Raw genomic sequence first — 20,916 nt, 5'->3', positions numbered from 1 at the left:
GCTCAGGCAGGCTAACATGCGGCCTGATTCGTCAAAAGGAACCCTTTTTATGTCCCGTTTCACCGTGACACGTTCCTCGATGGGCACGCAGGAAGTGCTCGTCCTCCGCGATAGCCAGGCCCAGCGCGAGGTGCATATCGCCCGCCGCGGCGCCACCGTGCTGTCGATCGGCCTGCCCGCCAGCGGCGGCACGCTGAATATCGCTGACGCTTTTCTTAACGAGCAGGAACTGGTGCCGCACAAGGGGTCGCGCTTTGCCGTCATGACACCCTTTGCCAATCGCATCAACGACGCGCGCTATACGTTTGAAGGAAAATCCTACGATATGCAGCCCGGTGTCACGGGTGCGGATCGTGCCATCCGCCACGGCTTCGTCCGTGGCGTGATGTTTGACGTGGCGCATGAAGCCAGCGGCGACGACCAGGCCGTGGTGACGTTCGCCACGCAGGCGATCCGCCCGCAGGCGTACCCGGGCTACCCGTTCGCGCTCGATTTCAACATTACCTTCACGCTTGACGCGAAGGGCCTCTCGATCGAAACGCATACGCGTAATGTCGGTGAACATGCCGCGCCGGTGTTCTTTGGCTGGCATCCGTATTTCCGCCTTTCGGAAAATTCGATCGACACCTGGGTGCTGCAGGTGCCGGCGCAGACGATCATTGCGACCGATCCAGGCTTTATCCCGCTGCCGGGTCGCGAAGCATGGAAGTCGATCGACGAGATGGATGCATCGCTGGATTTCCGCCAGCCGCGCAGCATCGGTGCAACGGAACTCAATACGACCTACACCGACCTGCAGGTCGATGACGACGGCAAGGCACGCACCTACCTCAGCGATCCGCAGACCGGCACGAAGATCGCGGTATGGCAGGAGCGCGGCGTCATGCTGGCGTTTACCTCGGATACCAATGAGCGCGATCCACGCAAGTCGGTGGCGCTCGAGCCCATGGAATGCATGGCCGACGCGTTCAATCGCGAGGATTGCGCCGCGCAGCTGCGTCTTGCACCGGGTGAAGAGCGTCGCTTCGTCTGCGGCGTGGAATTCATCGCGTGATGTTGCCTTCGTTTGCTGACGTGCGTGATGCGGCGGCGCGCATCGCGCCGCATGCGCGGGTCACTCCGGTCATGCGCAGTGAGCTGATCGATGCGCGTGCTGGCGCGACGGTATGGTTCAAGTGCGAAAATCTCCAGCGTGGTGGCGCGTTCAAGTTCCGTGGCGCCACCAACGCGGTATGGTCGCTTAGCGACGAAGAAGCGGCGAATGGCGTCGTCACGCATTCATCGGGTAACCACGGCAATGCGTTGGCCATGGCCGCACGTACGCGCGGCATCGCCGCGCATGTCGTCGTGCCTGAAGGCGCCGTGCAGGCCAAGGTCGACGCGATCATCGCGGCGGGCGCCACCGTCCATCGGTGTGCACCGACCACGGCGGCACGCGAGGCAAAAGCCGCTGAGGTTATGGCGGCGACAGGTGCCAACCTCGTCCACCCTTACGCGGATGCCCGCGTGATGGCCGGGCAGGGCACGCTGGTAGCTGAGCTCCTTGGCCAGGCGCCGGGTATCGATACCGTGTTGTTCCCGGTCGGCGGCGGTGGCCTTGCCGCGGGTTGTTCGATCGCAGCGCATGGCATCAATCCGGCGATCGTCCTGCTGGGTGCCGAGCCTGAGGGTGCCGACGATGCGGCGCGATCACTCGAGGCCGATGCGCGTGTCGGACCGTTTACCCCCGATACGATTTGCGATGGCCTGCGTACGCTGATCGGCGAGCCCAACTTCCACGCGCTGCGTGACCATCAGGTACGCGTGTTGCGCGTCAGTGATAGCGAAGTGGTCGCCGCCATGCGCCTGATGTGGTCGGAACTACGCATCGTGGTCGAGCCTTCGAGTGCGACGACGCTGGCCGCCGTGCTGCGTTACCCGTCGGTATTCGCTGGCCGTACGGTCGGCGCGGTGATCACGGGTGGCAATGTCGACCTGGATGCGTTGCCCTGGTGAGTCTGTGAGTCGCGGGCGCCACCCCATGCGTTGTGGGTGGCGCCCGATGCCCTTGGAGACATCGCTCATGGCGCTAGCGCAACATTGACCCACGATCCGCGGTGAGCCGCCCGGACAGATCGCGAGATGCCACGTTCCTAACCTTGTCGCTTCTTCCACGACGACGAGGTGATCCATGCGCTGTCCCTGGGCCGAGCAAAGCGAGATCGAACGGAACTGGCATGACCTCGAGTGGGGGCGGATCGTTCGCGACGATCGCCACCTGTTCGAACTACTGACATTGAAAGGCGCGCAGGCAGGCCTTGCCTGGCGCACGGTGTTAAGCAAACGCGACGCCTACCGCGAGCGTTTCCACGATTTTGATATCGCAGCGGTCGCCGCGATGGGCGACGACGAACTCGAGCAGGCGATGCACGACCGCGGCATCATCCGGCATCGCCTCAAGGTGGCGTCGGTGCGTGCGAATGCACGCATCGTCATGGCCATGGCTGCGAACGGGGAATCGCTCTCCAGCCTGCTGTGGTCATTCACGGGAGGAAAGACGATCGTGAACGCCTACGCCATGCAGGCCGAAGTGCCGATGCGCTCACCCATTTCAGACGCCATGAGCAAGGAGTTGCAACGGCGTGGCTTTCGCTACGCGGGTACGGCCATCTGCTACAGCCTCATGCAGTCGGCTGGCATGGTCAACGACCACCTGGCCAGCTGCGACTGTCACGGCCGTGCGCTCAGGTGAAGGGGTTCTTCCGTCGCGACCCGCGCAGCTTGTCGATCGAGAAGCTGGCGATTTCGCCCGAACCTTCACGCCGGGACTGGCCTTCGGGCGGGCCCCAGGCGTGGGCGGTTACCACTTCCCAGGTGGACGGGATCGTGCCTTCACTGCGCAGCGCTTCATACGCTTCGAGCATGCGCTTGTAGTGCTGCTTGCCCGTCAGCCCACGCAGGCGGCCTGCGTCGGCGTTGTTCGCGCCCAGTCCACGCAGCTCGTCCAGCAGGGCGCGCGGCGTCGGGTAGGTGAGCGTGTAGCGCTCGGCGAACAGCACGGGATCCTTCAGGCCTTGCGCAAGCATGGCATCGCCCACGTCGTGCATATCGAGGAAGCGCGCGACGTGGGCGTGTTCGTCCACGCTGGCCCACGCGGCGCGCAGCTCGCTGAGCGTATCGGGGCCGAACGTGGAGAAGGTGAGCAAGCCACCGGGCTTCAGCACGCGCGCGCATTCGGCGAACAGGCGCGAAAGATCTTCGCACCACTGGAAGCACAGGTTCGAGAACAGGATGTCGACGCTGTGGTCCGGCACGGGCAGCGTGTAGGCATCGGCCTGCACGCGTGAGAACGGCTTCAGCCAGCCCGCGTTCTGCTTCGCTTCCTTCAGCATCGGCAGCGCAAGATCCACGGCGATGACCTGCGCCTTCGGATACTTCTTCTTCAGCGCAGCGCTGCCACGGCCGGTGCCTGCGCCCACGTCGAGCACCACCTCGGGTACCTGGGGGAACACGTCCAGTCGCTCAATGAGCGTGGATTGCACCTCGCGCTGGAGCGCGTCGTGCTTTTCATACGTGCCTGCGGCGCGGCCGAAGTTGCGGCGTACCTGGCGGCGGTCGAAGTGGAAATCGCTCATGCGTCGGAACCGGTAAACGGGATGAGGACCTCCGCCAGTTCGGCGGCATGTCCAATGAAAGGGGCGTGGCCGGCATGTGCCAGTTCCACGAAGCGGCCACCGGCCGCCTCGGCGGACCAGCGCATGGCCTCGGGATGCACGATGCGGTCGCGGCGGCCGGCTATCCAGAGGCTGGGCATCGTCAGCTCATGCAGGCGCGATCGCAGGTCGGCGCGCTCAAGCAGCGCCAGGCCTTCGAGCAGCACGCGCGGATCGGGCTCGCCGCGCTCGTAGGCTTCGGCCATCAACCGGCGCGTCTCGGCGCGCGGATCCTGGCTGCCCATGGCCTCCAGGGCAATAAAGCGATCGACCGTGGTTTTGTAGTCGGTCTCGAGATCAGCCGCGAGCTTGCGCACCATGGCGGGGTCGTTGCCGTGCGGCCAATCGTCCGCGCGGACGAACTTCGGTGTGGCGCTGACCGGGATAAGGCACTTGACCGCTTCCGGATGCTCCAGCGCGGCCGTGAGCGCCACCAGCCCGCCCATCGACCAGCCCAGCCACGCGGCGGGCGGCGTCTCGCGAATGATGGCTTCCGCGCAGGCGCTCGGTTCCAGCGGAATCGATGAGTCGCGGGAATGCCCGTGGCCCGGCAGGTCGACGAGGTACACATCGCAGTGCGCATCCAGCGCGTCGGCGAGCGGATGCAGGATGCCACCGTGCATCGCCCAGCCGTGGATCATCACCAGCGGCACGCTGCCGCGGCCGCGGCGTTCGATAGAGAGGCCGCTCACGGCGCCTCGCTCGGGGCGAGCGCGGGGTCGACCGCGCCACGGCCATCGAACACGAAGCAGTCGCCACGCCAGTGCGCGCCGCCGACTTCTTCGAAATACTTCAGGATGCCGCCTTCGAGCTGGTACACGTGATCGATGCCGATCTCACGCATGTGGATCGCGGCTTTTTCGCAGCGGATACCGCCGGTGCAGAACGACACCACGGTCTTGCCTTCAAAGCGCTCGCGGTCGGCCGCGACGGCGCCGGGAAAACCGGTGAACGACGCGAGGCCGTATTCGACGACGTTTTCAAACGTGCCCGCGGCCACTTCGTAATCGTTGCGCGTATCGAGCAGGACCACGTCGCGGCCATCGTCGTCATGGCCCTGGTCGAGCCAGCGGCGCAGGTCCACCGGCAGCACGTGCGGTGCGCGGCCTGCCTCCGGGCGGATGGCTGGCGCGTGCATCGTGATGATTTCTTTCTTCAGGCGCACGCGCATGCGCCCGAACGGCACCTCGTCCGACCAGCTTTCCTTCGGCGCGATATCCGCGAAGCGCGAATCCTCATGCAGCCAGGCCATGAAAGCCGCGATCGATTCGGCTGGCGCAGCGAGGAACAGGTTGATGCCCTCGGGCGCGAGCAGGATGGTGCCCTTGAGCGCCAGCGCCTCGCAGCGCGCCACGATCCGCTCGCGCAAGGCGGCCAGATCGTCCAGGCCGACGAACTTATAGGCGGAAATGTTGAGGATGGGCATGGGCATGGGGGCGAAGCGCGGGGCCGCCCATTATACGGCGAGGGCCTGCGTGGGCAGGGGCAGGCGGGCCAGGGCGTCCAGGAGGGCGTCGATTCGCGCCTCGTTATGGGCGGCGGAGAGGGTAATCCGCAGGCGCCCGGCGCCCTGCGGCACGGTCGGCGGGCGGATCGCCACCACCAGGAAGCCCTCCCGCTCCAGCATGCGTGCGGCGGCCAGCGTGCTGCCGGCATCGCCGAGGACCAGGGGCTGGATCGCCGTCTGGCTGGGCATCAGGGGCAGTCCGAGCTGGGCCGCGCCGGCCCGGAAGCGGGCGATGTTCGCAGCCAGCCGCTCGCGGCGGCCCTCGCTGTCTTCGCGGACGAGCCGTACGGCGGCACGGGTCGCAGCAGCCAGGGCCGCCGGCATCGCCGTCGTATAGATGTAGGGGCGGGCGAACTGCACGATCGCATCCATCAGGTCGGCATCGCCGGCCACGAAGGCCCCGGCGCAGCCCAGCGCCTTACCCAGGGTGCCCATCAGCACCGGCGCATCGGCGCTACCCAGGCCGGCGGCGGCCAGCGATCCGGCGCCATGGCGGCCCAGCACGCCCAGGCCGTGCGCATCGTCCACGTAGAGCAGGGCATGACGTTCGCGGCAAAGCTGGGCGAGGGCAGCCAAGGGCGCGATATCGCCATCCATGCTGAACACGCCATCGGTGGCGAGCAGTGCGGGTACGTCGGGCTGCGCATCCAACTGGCGCGCGGCGCCCTCGACATCCGCATGCGGGTACCGGCGCAGGCTGGCGCCAGCCAGCTGGGCGCCATCGATCAGGCTAGCGTGGTTGAGCTTGTCCTGTACGCACAGCGGCATGTCGCGGCCACCGGGCATGGCGCCAGCGTTGAGCAGGGCCTGCAGGGCGCCAAGGTTGGCCATGACGCCTGTGGAAAACAGCACGGCACGCTCTCGGCCGGTCCAGTCGGCGAGTTCTTCTTCCAGTGCCGCGTGTTCGCCGCGGTGCCCGGAAACCAGGTGCGCCGCCCCGGTGCCGACACCCTCGACGGCGGCGGAGCGCGTCAGTGCGGCCACCAGCTCACGGTGGCTGGCGAGGCCCAGGTAATCGTTGCCACAGAAGTCGGCCAGGATCCGTTTGCCCACGACGCGCCGCCCACCGGGCAACACATCGCAGGTGCGCACGCGGCGCAGGAGACCCTCGCGCTCGCGTTGCGCGCGGGCGGCGGCAAGGCGCCCGCGCAGGTCCGGCCGGCTGCTCACGCGGCGTCGGCGGGTTCGATGATGTCGGCGTGGACGGTGCCCGGCTCCACTTCGACTTCCAGCGGCTTCAGGCCCAGGCGCTCGAACAGGCGGCGGTCGTGCTCGACGTCCGGGTTGCCGGTGGTCAGCAGCTTCTCGCCATAGAAGATGGAATTGGCACCCGCCGCGAAGCACAGCGCCTGCAGGGCATCATCCATCGATTCGCGGCCGGCCGAGAGACGCACGACGGACGCCGGCATAAGGATGCGGGCCACCGCGATGCTGCGCACGAACTCGAACGGATCCAGTGCTTCGGTCCCATGGAGCGGGGTACCGGCGACCTGCACCAGACGGTTGATCGGCACCGATTCCGGATGCTCCGGCAGGTTGGCCAGGGTGCGCAGCAGGCCAGCGCGCTGGGCCCGCGATTCGCCCATGCCGACGATGCCGCCGCAGCAGGTTTTCATACCCGCATGGCGCACGTGCTCGAGGGTATCCAGGCGATCCTGATACTCGCGGGTGTGGATGATCTCGCCGTAGAAGTCGGGCGAGGTATCCAGGTTGTGGTTATAGAAATCGAGGCCGGCGGCCTTCAGCGTATCGGCCTGCGGCTGGCTGAGCATGCCCAGCGTGGCGCAGGTCTGCAGGCCCAGGCCCTTCACCGCGCTCACGATCTCGGCCACCTTGGCCACGTCGCGGTCCTTCGGCGAACGCCAGGCCGCGCCCATGCAGAAGCGGCTCGCGCCGGCATCCTTGGCCGCCTGGGCCCGGGCCAGCACGGCTTCCACGCTCATCAGCTTCTCGGCCTTCACGCCGGTGGCGTAACGGGCGGCCTGGGGGCAGTAGGCGCAATCCTCGGGGCAGCCGCCGGTCTTGATCGAAAGCAGGGTCGAAACCTGAACCGCGTTCGGGTCGTGGTGCTGGCGGTGGACCGACTGGGCCTGGAAGAGCAGGTCGTTGAACGGCAAGGCGAACAGGCGTTCGACCTCGTCGAGGGTCCAGTCGTGGCGAAGGGCTGCGGTCATGGAGGGCTCCCGTGGCGAAGGCGCGAAGTGTCGGCGCCTGCCTTGGTACTGTCAACCTTAACGGTATGCCATGAGTTTACGTCTCGCCAGGCCTGGCTGCCGTAGGATGTCGCCGTTCCCCACGGAGTTCCCCCCATGAGTGCAGCAGGACAGGGCAGTACCGGCAACGTCATCGCCGCGGTGTGCAGCTTCTTCATCCCGGGCCTGGGCCAGCTCGTCCAGGGCCGCATCTTCAAGGCGCTGATCATGTTCGTGCTCGCCGCCGTGCTGTGGATCGTCTGGATGGGCTGGCTCATCCACCTGTGGTCGATCGTCGACGCGGCGATGTTCCGGCCGAACAACTGATACCTCTTCGCATGGATCGAATGCATGGACGCATTCCCCTGGCTGGCCCGCTTGGGCCTCTTTCTCCTGCCGTTGCGCTGCCTGCTTTGCGGGGCACCCGGCCACGACGGCGTCGAACTCTGCGCAGGTTGCGCGGCTTCGTTCACGCCCAACACCTACCGTTGCCGCCGCTGTGCGTTGCCGCTGGCACGCACGGCTGAGCTTTGCGTCAGTTGCCTGAAGACGGATCGCCCCTGGCACGAGGTGTGGGTGCCCTATCGCTACGCGTGGCCCCTGGATTTGCTTGAGACTCGCTTCAAGTTCGGCGGTGATCTCGTCGCCGGAAAGGTGCTGGCGCATCGATGGATCGCTGCCGGCGCGCCACCCGCGCTGCCTGAGGCGATCGTACCGGTGCCCTTGCACGTGGCGCGCCTGCGCGAGCGCGGCTTCAACCAATCGCTTGAACTGGCACGGCCGTTGGCGCGGCACCTTGGTGTGCCCTTGCGGCCGGCGCTGCTCGAGCGCGTGCATTCGACGGAGGCGCAGAGTGAACTCGATGCCGAAGCGCGTGCGCGGAACGTGCGGGAAGCGTTCGTGGTGCGCGTGCCGGCGGGCGTGAATCACGTGGCCGTGGTCGATGATGTGATGACGACCGGCGCGACGTTGGAGGCGTGTGCGTTGGCGTTGCTAAAAGTGGGCGTCGCGCGCGTCGACGTTTGGGCGTTGGCGCGCACCCCCAAACCGACCTTCAAGGATTCGAAAACCCTGTAGGAGCGCGCTTGCGCGCGATGGTTCTTGCCGCAAGCACCCATCGCGCGCAAGCGCGCTCCTACAAGGGCCGTTAGTGGTTCAGGTAGATGGGGTTGCCCAGGAGCAGCAGCTTGCCATCCGGCGCCCGCACATCCACGCGGAGCCAGTGCTGCTTGCCGTTGCTCTTCCAGGTGAAGGCGGTGGTGCCATCGGCGGCTACGGGTTTTGCATCGATGCGTTTCCCATCGAGCGTGGCCGTGGCTTGCATGCCAGCGACAGCGGCGGTGGTGACCGCCACGTTCACGCGCTCCCCGCTGCCTGCAGCGAGCACGTCGCCCATATGCGCAGATGCCGCGCCTGCCGTCGCCGTGACCTCAAGCATCCGGTCCTTCGTACCTTCGGCATCGATGAACACATGCCCGGCGCGGATACCATCGAGGATGCCCTCCATCGAAAGTTCGCGCGCATGCACCACCGTAGTGGGGATGCCGATCACACCGGCGAATTCGTCGCGTGCACCGTCGCTGCCATCGTGGCTGTCGCCGCCACCGATGCCCGTGATGCGGATCCCAGCGTTGAGCTGCTTCTCCCAGAACGGGATGCCCGTCTCCGGCCGCTCGGGATCGCGGCCATTGATCGCCTCGATGGCCTGGAAGCCACGCATGTCCACGGGCCTGGTCGGGGTGAAGCCGCAGCCCATGCAGGTTTCGTCATTCGGCCGGCGCGGGTGGTTGATCGAGATAAGGCCATGCGCTTTCGCCACGTCGGCGGTGAGGGCGTTCCAGTCCGGCACCGTCGCGCTACCCACGCGGAAATCCAGCGGCCGCGACACGCCGAACAGGTTGGCATGGCCTTCGAACGTCGTGATCTCCCGCGCGGGGATCATCAGCATCTGATCGAAATACGGCTGGAGTTCGCGCATCTCCGACACCTGCGACATGGTGTTGTGCTCGGAGATGGCGATGAAGTCGAGCCCGCGTTTCGAGGCGGTGACGGCGGTGAGGAACAAGGGGCAGGGCACCTTGGCCGTGCCGCTCACGTTCGAGCAACCCCCATCGCTATGCGCGGTATGCATGTGCAGGTCGCCGCGGTACCAGCCGTCGACGGTCTTCAGCGGCGGCGAGAGCCCATGCTCGGGGCCGAAGCCTTCGTCATCGTTCGAGAACCAGACGTCCGCGGTGAACGTTGCCGTGGAGGTAGGCCGGATATTTGGAATACCCAGCAGCAGGCGCCACTGCCCGGGGCGAATCTCACCCGGCAGGAACGACGCTGTGGCATCGGTGGCCGAGACGGTGAAGCGGCGCTTGCTGCCACCACTCCACCCGCGGAAGCCATCCTGTTCCGCGAAGCCACCCGGGCCCAGGAGTCCCAGGTCGATCGTGGTGCGCTGTTCGCGGCCCGTGTAGGTCACGTCGATCGTGATCCGCCGGGTGCCCGCAGGCACCTCGAACGGGATCTCGCGATAGGTGTGGATATCCTTGCCGGCGAGTTCGCCGCGCAGGACCACATCGGGCGCGCGTTCCGCCGCAAAGGCGGTAACGGCGAAGCAGGCGACGAAGAGAGCGATGAGCGCGCGCATCAGAAACGGTACATCGCGGCAGCACGGAAGGAACGGCCGAGCAGGGGCCGCGCGATGAACGTGGTGGCGCCGACATCGGAGCTGGCCAGCTCACCCGCGCGCGGGTTGCCCTCGGTCAGGCCGAGCGAGTTGAACAGGTTATCCGCGTAGAAGTAGAGCGAGAGCTGTTGCGTGGCATCGTAGCGGGCGCTGAAGTTCACCACGTGATAGGCGGGCAGGCGCACCGAGTTGGCGGTATCCACGTAGCGCATGCCTTCATGTTCGTACGAGAACTGCAGGCGCAGGCGGTTATCCATCAGGTTCACGCCCGGCACGATCCGGTAGCTCACCTTCGGCACGCGGATCAGCTGGTTGTCTTCGTAATCGCGCAGCACCGGGGCGTTGTTCACGGCCTCGGTGTAGCGCAGGCCCTTGTACTTCGGATCCTGCAGCGTGGCGTTGAACTGCACGTCGAACCATTTGCTCGGGTACACGGTGCCCTCCAGCTCAAGACCGGTGGTCTTGGTGCTAGCGTAGCCGGTCTGCGGGGTGGAGGTGTTGTTCGAGCGGTCGAACACGTAGTTGGAAAAGCCGACGTTGTCGTACTTGGTGTAGAACGCCGTCGCATACAGATCGACGAACCGGTCGCTGTACTTCCAGCCGGCCTCGCCCAGGTCCATCGTCTGCAGCACCGGGGTAGCGGTGGGGCTGGTGATATAGGTGCTGAGGTTGGGCAGGCGGAAAGCGGAGGTCCAGCGGGCGAACAGGCCCTGGCGCGGCGAGAACTGCCAGTTGGCGCCGAGGGTCCAGCCGGTCTTGCTGAAGCTCTGGTCGTAATGCGTGTACTGGCCATTCCCGGTCAGCACCTTCGCCGCGGCCGGCGAGCCGCCGAGGTCCGCCGTGGCCTTGCCTTCGGTATAGCCCTGCACGGTGACCTTCTCGCGGCGCACGCCACCGTCGATCCGCAGTTCGGGCGTGACCTGCCACTCGTCGGAGAGGTAGAACGCGTTCGTGTTCGACTTGCCGCTGGCGTGTTCCCACTCGTAGCCATAGCCGTAGAAGCCGTGGTCGGTAAGCGAGCCGACCACGTTGCCATTCGCATCCACGCCGACCAGATCGAGCAGGCGAGCGTTGTTCTTTACGTCGAGCAATACGGTGGAGGAGTAGCGATCGAAGTCCTGCTCGAAGTTGGCGTGGTAATAGCCCAGCGAAACGTCGTGGCTCTGGTCGCCGAACTCGAACTTGCGCAGCACGCGGGTATCGTTGATGAACTCGTCTACCGGGAGCGTCACGCCGCGGATGCCGCCGGTGACGACCAGGCCATTGCCATTCTGACCCTTGGTATCGAAGACCTGCGACGGGTTATCGACGTAACGCAGCTGCAGCGCGGTCGCACCCGGCACGAGGCCGAGGCGCTTGGCCGTATCCTGGTCGATGATCGACTGGCCCGTGCCCACGGCGTTCGGGAACACGCCGTTACGCTGGGTATCCGTGGTGCTGTAGCGCATGGATTCCGCCAGCTTCCAGTCATCGCCAAGGTCGTGGTCGAACTTGAACGATACCTGGGTACGCTTCACGTGCGTGCCTTCGCTATTGTCGAAGTGGTACGTGCCGCCGCCCGCCTCGCGCATGTTGAGGTTTTCAGTCTCCGGGCCGGCCAGCGTGCCGTAGTTGCCGTTGAAGCCCGGCGCGGGCCGGATGTCGCCATGGGGATCGGTGTACATCGGGATGCCGAGATACAGCGCCACCTTGTCGTCCATATGCTTCACATCGAAGCTGATGTCGCCGTGTTCCAGCTGCTTCGACAGCGTGGCACGCAGCTGGCCGCCCTTGTCCGTATCGAATTGTGGTCGGCGCACGCCATCATCCACGCGCCAGAAGCCGCCCACGCCGAGTTTCCAGCCGCCACCGATCGGCGTGCCGTACCAGAAATCCAGGCGGTTGAGCGAGTAATTACCTACCGTGTACTTCACCAGGCCCTCGGCCGTATCGCCGACCTGGCGCGGGATGAAGTTGATCGCACCCGCTGGCGCGTTCGAGTAAAACACCGACGACGGACCGCCACGCACCACTTCGACGCGCTCGATCGTTTCATCGAGACGGAAAGCCTGATCGGCGTTGAGGTAGCCCAGCGCCGGGTCGTGCTGCACGGGAATACCGTCTTCCAGCAGGGTCACCGAGCCATAGCCATCCACCGGAATGCCGCGCGCGCGGATGTTGCCCGACGCTTCACCGCCGGAGGACTCCACCCAGAAGCCCGGCACGGATTTCACCGCCTCGGTGACGCTGGTCGGGGCCTGCATACGCAGGCGATCCTCGTCGATGGTGGTGATCGAATAGCTCGTCTCGGCCTTGGTCCGCGTTTCCACGCCGGAGCGCGCGGTCACGACGACGTTGTCGAGATCGGTGGTCTTCTTTTCCGGCGCGGCGTCCTGGGCGTAGGCGCTGGCGGAAAGCACGAACGCGCCGACGATCGCCGCGCGCAACGCACGGCAGAGCAGGGTAGTACGCATGGTGGGGTGGAACTCCGGGATGGGTAGTGCACATGCCCACCCCGACGGCCGGCAGGGGTTTGCCGGTACGCCGGCCTCTCCCTGGGCACGCGATTCGGAAGAACTTATGCGTCAGTAGTGACGGACAAGTTCATGCGCGATGTCCGTGAGATGTCACGATGACAGCGAATTTTTCCGAACCATGACGAACGTGATGCCCGTCACAGGGCCAGCGCCACCACGATGCCGATCCACAACGCCAAGCCCACCCAGTTGTTATGCCGGAAGGCCGCGAGGCAGGCATCGCGCGCACGATCGCGCATGATCCACTGCTGGTAAGCGAACAGGCCGGCGGCCACGGCCAGGCCGATCCAGTAAGGCCAGCCCAGCGCCGAACGCGTGCCGACCATCAGCATGGCCAGCAGGAAGGTGCCCATCAGGATGCCGATGATGACGAGGTCGGCATCGGCGAACAGGATGGCGGTGGACTTCGCGCCCGCCTTCAGGTCTTCCTCGCGATCGACCATCGCGTACTCGGTGTCGTAGATCACCGACCAGAGGATGTTGGCGATGAACAGCAGCCACGCTACCGGCGGCACGGTGTTGGTCACCGCGGCGAACGCCATGGGAATGGACCAGCCGAACGCCGCGCCGAGCACCACCTGCGGCAGGTTGGTGTAGCGCTTGGTGAACGGGTAGAGCGCCGCCAGGCCCGCGCCCGCGAACGAGAGCAGGATGGTGAGCTTGTTGGTGAAGAGCACCAGCACGAACGAGAACACCAGTAACGCGGCGAAGGCGACCAGCGCCTCCTTCGGCGTGATCCGGCCGCTGGCGATCGGGCGGCCCGCAGTGCGTGCTACCTGCGGATCGAGTTTGCGGTCGGCGTAGTCGTTAATCGCGCAGCCGGCCGAGCGCATGGCGAACACGCCCAGGGTGAAGATCACCAGGGGGCCGGCCGGGGGGAAGTCCTTCGCCGCCAGCCACAGGGCCCACCACGTTGGCCACAGCAGGAGCAGGGCGCCGATGGGGCGATCCATGCGGGTGAGCTGGAGGTAGGCGTAGATCTTGTCGCGTCGGGCCGCTGGCGCGCCGCGCAGCAGGAGGGCGATGACCCGCTCCGCCGTCGTCGAGGCGTCCGCCGGGCGCACGGGCGCCGGGGCAGGGGCGGGCTTGCGCGCCATGGTCGGCACCTTGCGGCGCGGGGCGTTTTTCTTGGAAGCGGGGCTCATCCGCCAAGTCTAACCGCGCGCCCCTGGAAGAGCCGGGGTTGTCGACAAAAAAAGGGCGCCTTGCGGCGCCCTGAGGTTTCTTATGCGTTATTTGGGTTCCAACGGTTCGATGGGATCATCGTCTTCCGGTGGTTCCGGGTCCGCATCGCGCTCCGGGCGGTAGCTGCCGGGCTTGCGGATCTCATCTTCCGGGCGGTTCTTGCCCGGTTCGGCGAAAGGCGGCTGGGGGTTGGTTGGGGTGAGGGGCATGGTGGGGGCTCCGCTCGGCTAGGTAGGGGACCAACCTAGGTTCGAGGGAGTGAAGCCCCCGGGTACACCCCATGAAACCCTAGTCGACGAGGGAGTCGAGTTGTTCCAGTGTCTTTCGCACCCCCTGCTTCTGCAGGGAATCCACGTAAATGTCGTACTGCTTGCGGAACCGCGTGTCCTTCGCCGGTAACGGCCCTACCAGTTCCACGCTTTCGATCAGGGTGTCCTTCGAGCCGCTGTCGATCAGCGGTTGAACCAGACGCATCGCATTGGGTTCACGTAGCGGGTAGGTTTCGCCATCGTCATCCTTGCCGACTCGCACGTAGCGGTCGAAGGCGGCGAGCAGAAAGGCGAGACGGCGCGCATCCTTGCCGTGCTCCAGGCAAGCCGTGATCGTCGGCCCGAGGAAGCCCGGGATCTTCGAGCCGCCATCCAGGCACAGCCGGTCGAGCTGGTCGGCGATCGATGCGTTGCTAAAGCGGTCGAGCAGCTTCTTCTTGTACGGTCCCAGGTCCATGCCCGGCAGGGATTTGAGCCAGATGCCCGCATCGTCGTTGAGGAAATCGGTGAGGTACGCGTTGAACAGCGGATCCTTCACGGCGACATCCACGCGGCGGTGGCCGGAGAGGAATGCCGGGTACGAGAGCATCTGGTGCGAGCCGTTGAGCAGGCGGATCTTCGCGTCTTCATAGGGCGACACGTCATCGACGATCTGCACGCCATGCCGTTCCCATGCCGGCCGGCCATGGCGGAACTTGTCTTCGAGCACCCACTGGATGAAGTCCTCGCAGACCACCGGTGCCTCGTCGGTAAGCCCGGTGGCCTTGTTTAGTTCATCGCGAACTGCAGGCGTCGTGGCGGGCGTGATGCGGTCGACCATGCCATTGGGAAAATCCACTTGTGCGTCGATCCATGTCGCGAGTTCGGGCGAGCGTGCCCTGGCGTAGGCGAGCACGGCCTTCTTCGCTTGAGCGCCGTTATGGCGCAGGTTGTCGCACGACATCACGGTGAAGGGATCCACGCCGGCCGCGCGACGCTTTGCCAACGCGCCGACGATGAAACCGAAAGCGCCACGCGGCTCATCGGGATTCGCGAGATCGTGCTTCACCGTCTCGTCGTCCAGACGGAAATTGCCGTTCTCGTCGATCAGATAGCCGCCTTCGGTAATCGTGAGCGACACGATGCGGATGGCTGGGTCCGCCAGGCGCTGCAGCACGCGGGTCGCACCCTCGGCGGGCGCATAGAGGTAATCGACCATGGCGCCGACCACATGCGTCTTGCGATCGCCACGCGGGTCGAACTCGCTGACGGAATACAGGCCTTGCTGGGCTTTAAGCGCTTCCGCGAGCGGCTTGTCGTGGTCGAGCAGGTTGATGCCCAGGATGCCCCACGAGGCCATGTCGGGATCGGCGAGCGTGTGGTTCGTATAGATCGCCAGGTGCGCTCGATGAAAGGCGCCCACGCCGATGTGCGCGATACCAGCGGTGATCTTGCCCCGTTCGAAAGGCGGTGCGTCGACGCCCTGGGGAAGGCGGTCCAGTTGTGTGGGAGTCAGAGCCATGGGGGCCTTCTTTACGGATGATGGATGGCTTTGCCGGTGGCGTCGAAGACGTAGGCGTGGGTGAGATCCAGGCGGATGCAGATATCGCGCCCGGCGCGGCGCTCGAAGTCGCCATCCGCGCGTACCGTCAGGGAGCCGATCTTCGGGACGTCGACGTAGGCGTATGTCTCGCTGCCAAGGCGCTCGACCACGGTGAGCTTGCCCGTGAGGGTCTCGCCGGTGCCGTCACCGTCTTCGCACACGCGCAGGTGTTCCGGGCGGATACCCACGGTCAGGTCGCCGCGCGCATCGATCTGCGCAGGCAGATGCAGCAGGTTCCCGTTGGCGAGCCGTGGTTCGCCGTTCTCGGCCTTCGCGGCAAGGAAGTTCATCTGCGGCATGCCAAGGAACCCGGCAACAAACTTGTTCACGGGCCGGCGGTACAGCTCCAGCGGGGAGCCGATTTGCTCGATGCGGCCCTCGCTGAAGATCGCGATCTTGTCGGCCAGGGTCATCGCCTCGACCTGGTCGTGTGTCACGTAGATCATCGTCGCGTTGAGTTCCTGGTGCAGCCGCGCGATCTCCAGCCGGGTCTGTGCACGCAGCGCGGCATCCAGGTTGGAGAGCGGCTCGTCGAACAGGAACACGCGCGGCTCGCGGGTAATGGCGCGGCCGATCGCGACGCGCTGGCGCTGGCCGCCGGAGAGTGCAGACGGCTTGCGATCGAGGTAGGGCTCGAGTGCCAGGATCTTCGCCGCCTTGGCGACCTTTTCATCGATGGTGAGCGGCGTAGCGCCCGAAAGCTTCAGCGCGAACGACATGTTCTCGCGCACGGTCATATGCGGGTAGAGCGCGTAGCTCTGGAAGACCATGGCCAGATCGCGCTTGTCGACGGCACGATCGGTGATGTCGTCCTTGTCGAGCAGGATCTGCCCGTCATCGGCCTCTTCCAGCCCGGCGATGAGCCGCAGCGTGGTGGATTTGCCGCAACCCGAAGGACCAAGGAACACGCAGAACTCGCGGTCTTCCACGACGAGGTCGATGCCCTTGATGACATCGGTGCCCTCGAACGATTTGCGCAGCGAACGGATTTCCAGGCGGGACATGGGTCAGCTCCTATTTGACTGCGCCAAAGGTGAGGCCGCGGACCAGCTGGCGCTGCGACAGCCAGCCCAGCACCAGGATCGGGGCGCAGGCAAGCGTGGACACGGCGGAAAGCTTGGCCCAGAACAGGCCCTCGGGACTGGAGAACGAGGCCACGAGCGCCGTGAGCGGCGCGGCGCTGGCCGTCGTGAGGTTGAGCGACCAGAACGCCTCGTTCCACGAGAGGATCAGGCAGAGCAGGGCGGTGGAGGCCAGGCCGCCACGGCTCACGGGGATCAGTACACGGAACATGGTTTGCCACGTGCCGGCGCCATCCATGCGTGCCGCTTCCAGGATGTCGTACGGGATATCGCGGAAGTAGGTGTAGATCATCCACACCATGATCGGCAGGTTGATCAACGCGAAGATAATCACCAGCGCCGTCTTGGAATCGAGCATGTTGAGGTCGCGGCTGATCAGGTAGATCGGAACGAGTACGCCCACGCCCGGCAGCATCTTCGTGGAGAGCATCCACAGCAGCACATCCTTCGTGCGTCGAGTGGGGTGGTACGCGAATGCATAAGCCGCCGGCACCGCGACGAGCATGCCGAGGATCGTGGCGCCGCCGGCGGTGACGATCGAGTTCCACGCGTAATGCAGGTAGTTCGCGCGAGCCAGGATCTCCTTGTAGTTCTCCAGGGTTGGCGAGAACAGGAAATGCGGCGGCATGCTGAAGGCATCGAGCTCACTCTTGAAGCTCGTCAGTACCATCCACAGGATCGGGAAGAAGATCACCAGCGCGACGATCCAGGACGCGATGATCCGGAGCGTGCGGGCAGGGGCGCGGTTGGGTTTCTTGTTGGCCATGGTCATCCCTCCATCAGCGCTCGGTGAGCGACTTGCCGATCAGGCGGATCAGGAAGATCGCCATGATGTTGGCCAGCACCACGGCCACGAGGCCACCGGCCGACGCGGCACCCACATCGAATTCGAGCAAGGCCTGCGTATAGACGAGGAAGGGCACATTCGTTGTGGCATCGCCCGGGCCGCCGTTCGTCGTGACGAAGATCTCGGCAAAGACATTCAGCAGGAAAATCGCCTCCACCATCACGACCACGGCGATGGGCCGGGCGAGATGCGGCAGGGTGAGGTAGCGGAAGATCGCCCAGCCACGTGCGCCATCCATGCGTGCCGCTTCCAGCTGCTCCCGGTCCAGCGACTGCAGCGCCGTCACGAAGATCAGGATGGCGAAAGGCAGCCATTCCCACGAGACCACGGTAATCACGGACAGCAGCGGCCAGTCGGCGAACCAGTTCACCGGCGTCGCGCCGAAAAGCTTCCACACCCAGGCGAGGAAACCCGAGACCGGGTTCATCAGCAGGTTCTTCCACACCAGTGCCGAGACGGTCGGCATGATGAAGAAGGGTGAGATCAGCAGCATGCGGACGATGCCCTGGCCCGGGAAGGTCTCATCCACCAGCACCGAGATGCCGATGCCGCCCACGACGGTCACCACCAGCACGCTGCCCACGAGCACGATGGTGTTGAGGATGGAGGTCCAGAAACTCGGGTAGTTGAAGAAGTACGCGAAGTTCTCCAGGCCAACAAAGGCCGACTTACCTGGGTAAAGCAGGTTGTAGTACTGGGTGGAGAAGTACAGCGTCATCGCCAGCGGCACGATCATCCACAGCAACAGCATGATGATCGCGGGTTGGGCGAGGAGGCGCTCAGGACGTTTGCGGACGCGCGCGTTCATGGCGTGGCCTCCTTCGAGATGACTGGCTTCTTGTCGTAGTAGCCAGCTCGCTTCATCGTGCGGTCCACCGCGCCCTGCGCGGTGTGCAGCAGCTTGTCGACGTTGCCGCGGCCTGCCAGCGCGCCGGCGATCTCGCGGCCAACCAGCGTGGCGACGGCCTGGAACTCGGGGATCGAGACGATCTGGATGCCCTTGTACGGCACGGGCTTCAGCGTGGGATGCGCGGGATCGACGGCCTTGAGTGAATCGAAGGTCACCTGCGCGAAGGGCGCGGCCTTGATGTAGTCAGCATTGGCGTAGGTGGACTCACGCGTGCCAGGCGGCGTGGATTCCTCGCCGTACTTGTCGGCGACCATCTTCAGGTAAGGCTTCGACGTGGCCCACAGGATGAAATCGCGCGCGGCATCGCCCTGCTTCGAACTGGCCGGGATGGCGAGCGACCACACCCACAGCCACGACGATCCCTTGTCGGTGACTTCATGAGGCGAGCGGACGAACCCCACCTTGCCGGCGACCTGGCTTTCCTTCGGATTGGAAACCGTGCCACCACCCACGGACGCATCGACCCACATGGCGCAGCGGCCGCCAGCGAAGAGCGCCAGGTTTTCGTTGAAGCCGTTATCGGAGGGGCCGGGCGGGCCGTAGTTCTTCAGCAGGTCGATGTAGAAGTTCACCGCCTTGTGCCACTCGGGCGTATCGATCTGCGGCTTCCAGTTCTCATCGAACCAGCGCCCGCCCCAGCTGTTCACGATGGTACCGAGCAGCGCCATGTTCTCGCCCCAGCCGGCCTTGCCACGCAGGCAGATGCCGTACACGCCATGCTCGGGATCGTGCAGCTTCTGCGCGAAGCCTTTGATCTGGTCCCATGTGGGCTGCTCGGGCATGGTCAGGTTCGCCTTGGCGAACAGGTCGGTGCGGAAGTAGGTGATGCTCGCTTCGGCGTAGAACGGCACGGCGTAAAGATGGTTGTCCACCGTGAGCTGCTCGCGGACGTTCTTTAGCAGATCGTCGCCGTCGTAATCGGCGGGAAGGTTATCCAGCGGCTTCAGCCATTTCTGCGCCCCCCATAGCGGGGCTTCGTACGCGCCGATGGTGATCACATCGAACTGGCCACCGTGCGTAGCGATATCGGTGGTGAGGCGCTGGCGCAGCGTGTTCTCTTCCAGCACGACCCAGTTGAGATGGATGCCTGGGTGAGACTTTTCGTACTCGCCTGACAGCGCTTGCATGCGCACCATGTCGGCATTGTTGACCGTGCCGATGGTGAGGGTGGTGTCGGCCCAGGCTGGCCCTGCGAGAGCGCACAGCGCCGCGCTTGCCGCAGTGGTTTTCAGCCAGCTGCTTCGTGTTCCTTGCTTGCTCATCGTGCCTCCCACTGCGGCGAGTCATGGATGAGCGTTATAGGTGTTGCGTGGTTATCACCACCAATACGTGCCGCGTCGTTTTGCGGTGAAAACTAATACTTTCTTGCGAAAGGCGAGCTGGCGCGGCGGTTTTTCATGGCGTCACGACGCCGCGTGTGCTGCGGTGCAGCACGCATCGCGCCGAGCAACAAAGTATGTAAATGGGCGGTCTGTGGGGGCGGAGGGTCGGCGGCGCCTGACGCGCCGCGCCATCACGCTTCGGCGGGAACCTGCCGGTGACGCATCCGATACTCACGCGGCGTCATGCCGGTCAGCGCGAGAAAGCGCCGGTTGAAGTTGGAGAGGTTGCTGAAACCCACTTCGTAGCAGATCTCGGTGATCGCATCCGCCGAGTTCACCAGCCGGTCGCATGCGCGTTGCACGCGGGTCTGGTTCACGTAGTCGATGAAGCGGTAGCCCGTGTGCTGGTGGAAGAAGCGCGAGAACGCGGACTCCGACATCTCAAGGCGATCGGCGACGGCCTTGAGCGAGATATCGCCCGCGTGATGCCGCTCGATGAAGGTCACCGCACGGTGCAGTTTCATCGATTGGCTACGGTCAGCCGAGGCCTGGAAGGGACGGCTGCTAAGCGGGCGCCGCGTGGCATCTTCACCCAGGGCTTCCACCATCTCGAAGAAGCTGGCAACCCGGCGCAGGCCGGGGTGCTCGTTCACCCTGCGGAAATGGGGTTCGAGTGCGCGGCCTAGCTCCGGTGAAAACACGATGCCATAGCGTGCTTCTTCAAGCAGCAGCGATTTCACGTGCTTCGCCGATGGGAAGAACTCGATGCAGCGGCGTACGAAGGCTTCGGAGAACAGGATGACCCGGTCGCGCAGCGCTACCGGCTCGCAGGCCTCGTCCGTCACCCAATTGTGGGGAACGTTCGGCCCGGTAAGCATAAGCGTGTAGGGCGCGAAACGGCCTTCGTAGTCACCGACGAAGGCAGTGCCCTCCGTCGCGACGATGAGATGCAGTTCGTAAGCCGGATGGTAATGCCAGCGGATAAGCTGGCTGCGCGAGCCGTGCTCGAGGTAGTGGATCGAAGGCTCGTCGGAAAGGCCGAGCAGATCCTGCTCTCGGCCCAGCGCCGAGGTATCGGCGAGTGGCGGCGGCAGCGACAGGGCGGCTCGACGGTTCATCTGCCCGAGCGTACTCTTTC

20 protein-coding genes are annotated in these 20,916 nt (G+C 65.2%); 5 read left to right on the top strand and 15 right to left on the bottom strand.

Annotated elements, in window-relative coordinates:
* Positions 1-49 precede the first annotated feature (49 nt).
* The 3 genes from L2Y96_RS21465 to L2Y96_RS21455 all read left to right on the top strand — a co-directional run bounded on the left by L2Y96_RS21465 (position 50) and on the right by L2Y96_RS21455 (position 2,731).
* Complete coding sequence (locus L2Y96_RS21465) at positions 50-1,054, top strand: aldose 1-epimerase (RefSeq protein ID WP_247330341.1); 1,005 nt, start codon at positions 50-52, stop codon at positions 1,052-1,054.
* On the top strand, positions 1,054-1,995 hold the full coding sequence (locus L2Y96_RS21460) for a threonine ammonia-lyase (protein WP_247330340.1): 942 nt from the start codon (positions 1,054-1,056) through the stop codon (positions 1,993-1,995). The genes L2Y96_RS21465 and L2Y96_RS21460 overlap by 1 nt, the downstream gene beginning before the upstream one ends.
* A gap of 175 nt (positions 1,996-2,170) precedes the next feature.
* Positions 2,171-2,731 (top strand): DNA-3-methyladenine glycosylase I, encoded by a 561-nt coding sequence (locus tag L2Y96_RS21455; protein ID WP_247330338.1) that lies wholly within the window; start codon positions 2,171-2,173, stop codon positions 2,729-2,731.
* Here L2Y96_RS21455 and bioC read toward each other — a convergent pair.
* From bioC to bioB, 5 genes are read right to left on the bottom strand one after another with little or no spacing between them, the layout of a single operon-like run.
* The gene (gene bioC / locus L2Y96_RS21450; protein ID WP_247330336.1) at positions 2,724-3,614 is read right to left on the bottom strand and encodes a malonyl-ACP O-methyltransferase BioC; all 891 of its coding nucleotides are present in this window, start codon (positions 3,612-3,614) and stop codon (positions 2,724-2,726) included. The two genes, L2Y96_RS21455 and bioC, sit on opposite strands and share 8 nt — an antisense overlap.
* Positions 3,611-4,333 (bottom strand): pimeloyl-ACP methyl ester esterase BioH, encoded by a 723-nt coding sequence (gene bioH / locus L2Y96_RS21445; RefSeq protein ID WP_247337187.1) that lies wholly within the window; start codon positions 4,331-4,333, stop codon positions 3,611-3,613. Before bioH ends, bioC begins: the two co-directional genes overlap by 4 nt.
* Before the next feature lie 47 nt (positions 4,334-4,380).
* Positions 4,381-5,118, bottom strand: coding sequence for a sulfurtransferase (locus L2Y96_RS21440; protein ID WP_247337184.1), 738 nt, complete (start codon positions 5,116-5,118; stop codon positions 4,381-4,383).
* A gap of 30 nt (positions 5,119-5,148) precedes the next feature.
* Entirely contained in the window at positions 5,149-6,369 is a 1,221-nt protein-coding gene (gene bioF / locus L2Y96_RS21435) for an 8-amino-7-oxononanoate synthase (protein WP_247330334.1), read from the bottom strand.
* The gene (gene bioB / locus L2Y96_RS21430; protein ID WP_247330332.1) at positions 6,366-7,373 is read right to left on the bottom strand and encodes a biotin synthase BioB; all 1,008 of its coding nucleotides are present in this window, start codon (positions 7,371-7,373) and stop codon (positions 6,366-6,368) included. Before bioB ends, bioF begins: the two co-directional genes overlap by 4 nt.
* 135 nt (positions 7,374-7,508) lie before the next feature.
* Here bioB and L2Y96_RS21425 point away from each other — a divergent pair, with 135 nt between their 5' ends.
* Positions 7,509-7,718, top strand: coding sequence for a hypothetical protein (locus L2Y96_RS21425; RefSeq protein WP_247330330.1), 210 nt, complete (start codon positions 7,509-7,511; stop codon positions 7,716-7,718).
* A 24-nt stretch (positions 7,719-7,742) separates the two neighbouring features.
* Positions 7,743-8,468, top strand: a complete 726-nt coding sequence (locus L2Y96_RS21420; protein ID WP_247330328.1) for a ComFC family protein — start codon at positions 7,743-7,745, stop codon at positions 8,466-8,468.
* A gap of 70 nt (positions 8,469-8,538) precedes the next feature.
* Here the strand turns inward: L2Y96_RS21420 and L2Y96_RS21415 are convergent, their stop codons facing one another.
* From L2Y96_RS21415 to L2Y96_RS21370, 10 genes are all read right to left on the bottom strand, one after another.
* On the bottom strand, positions 8,539-10,026 hold the full coding sequence (locus L2Y96_RS21415) for a CehA/McbA family metallohydrolase (RefSeq protein WP_247330325.1): 1,488 nt from the start codon (positions 10,024-10,026) through the stop codon (positions 8,539-8,541).
* Complete coding sequence (locus L2Y96_RS21410) at positions 10,026-12,518, bottom strand: TonB-dependent receptor (protein WP_247330322.1); 2,493 nt, start codon at positions 12,516-12,518, stop codon at positions 10,026-10,028. The genes L2Y96_RS21415 and L2Y96_RS21410 overlap by 1 nt, the downstream gene beginning before the upstream one ends.
* A gap of 200 nt (positions 12,519-12,718) precedes the next feature.
* Entirely contained in the window at positions 12,719-13,645 is a 927-nt protein-coding gene (gene ubiA / locus L2Y96_RS21405; RefSeq protein ID WP_247337182.1) for a 4-hydroxybenzoate octaprenyltransferase, read from the bottom strand.
* A 168-nt stretch (positions 13,646-13,813) separates the two neighbouring features.
* Positions 13,814-13,975: a hypothetical protein gene (locus tag L2Y96_RS21400; RefSeq protein WP_247330319.1), complete on the bottom strand. Its 162-nt coding sequence runs from the start codon at positions 13,973-13,975 to the stop codon at positions 13,814-13,816.
* Between the two features lie 79 nt (positions 13,976-14,054).
* Positions 14,055-15,536 (bottom strand): mannitol dehydrogenase family protein, encoded by a 1,482-nt coding sequence (locus L2Y96_RS21395; RefSeq protein WP_247330316.1) that lies wholly within the window; start codon positions 15,534-15,536, stop codon positions 14,055-14,057.
* 11 nt (positions 15,537-15,547) lie between these two features.
* Positions 15,548-16,621: an ABC transporter ATP-binding protein gene (locus tag L2Y96_RS21390; protein ID WP_247330313.1), complete on the bottom strand. Its 1,074-nt coding sequence runs from the start codon at positions 16,619-16,621 to the stop codon at positions 15,548-15,550.
* Positions 16,622-16,631: 10 nt separating this feature from the next.
* Positions 16,632-17,465 (bottom strand): carbohydrate ABC transporter permease, encoded by an 834-nt coding sequence (locus tag L2Y96_RS21385; protein WP_247330310.1) that lies wholly within the window; start codon positions 17,463-17,465, stop codon positions 16,632-16,634.
* 13 nt (positions 17,466-17,478) lie between these two features.
* Positions 17,479-18,354 (bottom strand): carbohydrate ABC transporter permease, encoded by an 876-nt coding sequence (locus tag L2Y96_RS21380; protein ID WP_247330308.1) that lies wholly within the window; start codon positions 18,352-18,354, stop codon positions 17,479-17,481.
* Positions 18,351-19,718, bottom strand: a complete 1,368-nt coding sequence (locus tag L2Y96_RS21375; RefSeq protein ID WP_247330306.1) for an ABC transporter substrate-binding protein — start codon at positions 19,716-19,718, stop codon at positions 18,351-18,353. The genes L2Y96_RS21380 and L2Y96_RS21375 overlap by 4 nt, the downstream gene beginning before the upstream one ends.
* A 251-nt stretch (positions 19,719-19,969) precedes the next feature.
* Positions 19,970-20,896: an AraC family transcriptional regulator gene (locus L2Y96_RS21370; protein ID WP_247330304.1), complete on the bottom strand. Its 927-nt coding sequence runs from the start codon at positions 20,894-20,896 to the stop codon at positions 19,970-19,972.
* Positions 20,897-20,916 lie beyond the last annotated feature (20 nt).

It is taken from the genome of Luteibacter aegosomaticola (genome assembly GCF_023078475.1).
Lineage (GTDB): Bacteria > Pseudomonadota > Gammaproteobacteria > Xanthomonadales > Rhodanobacteraceae > Luteibacter > Luteibacter aegosomaticola.
This window is presented reverse-complemented; position numbering and strand designations above follow the sequence as displayed.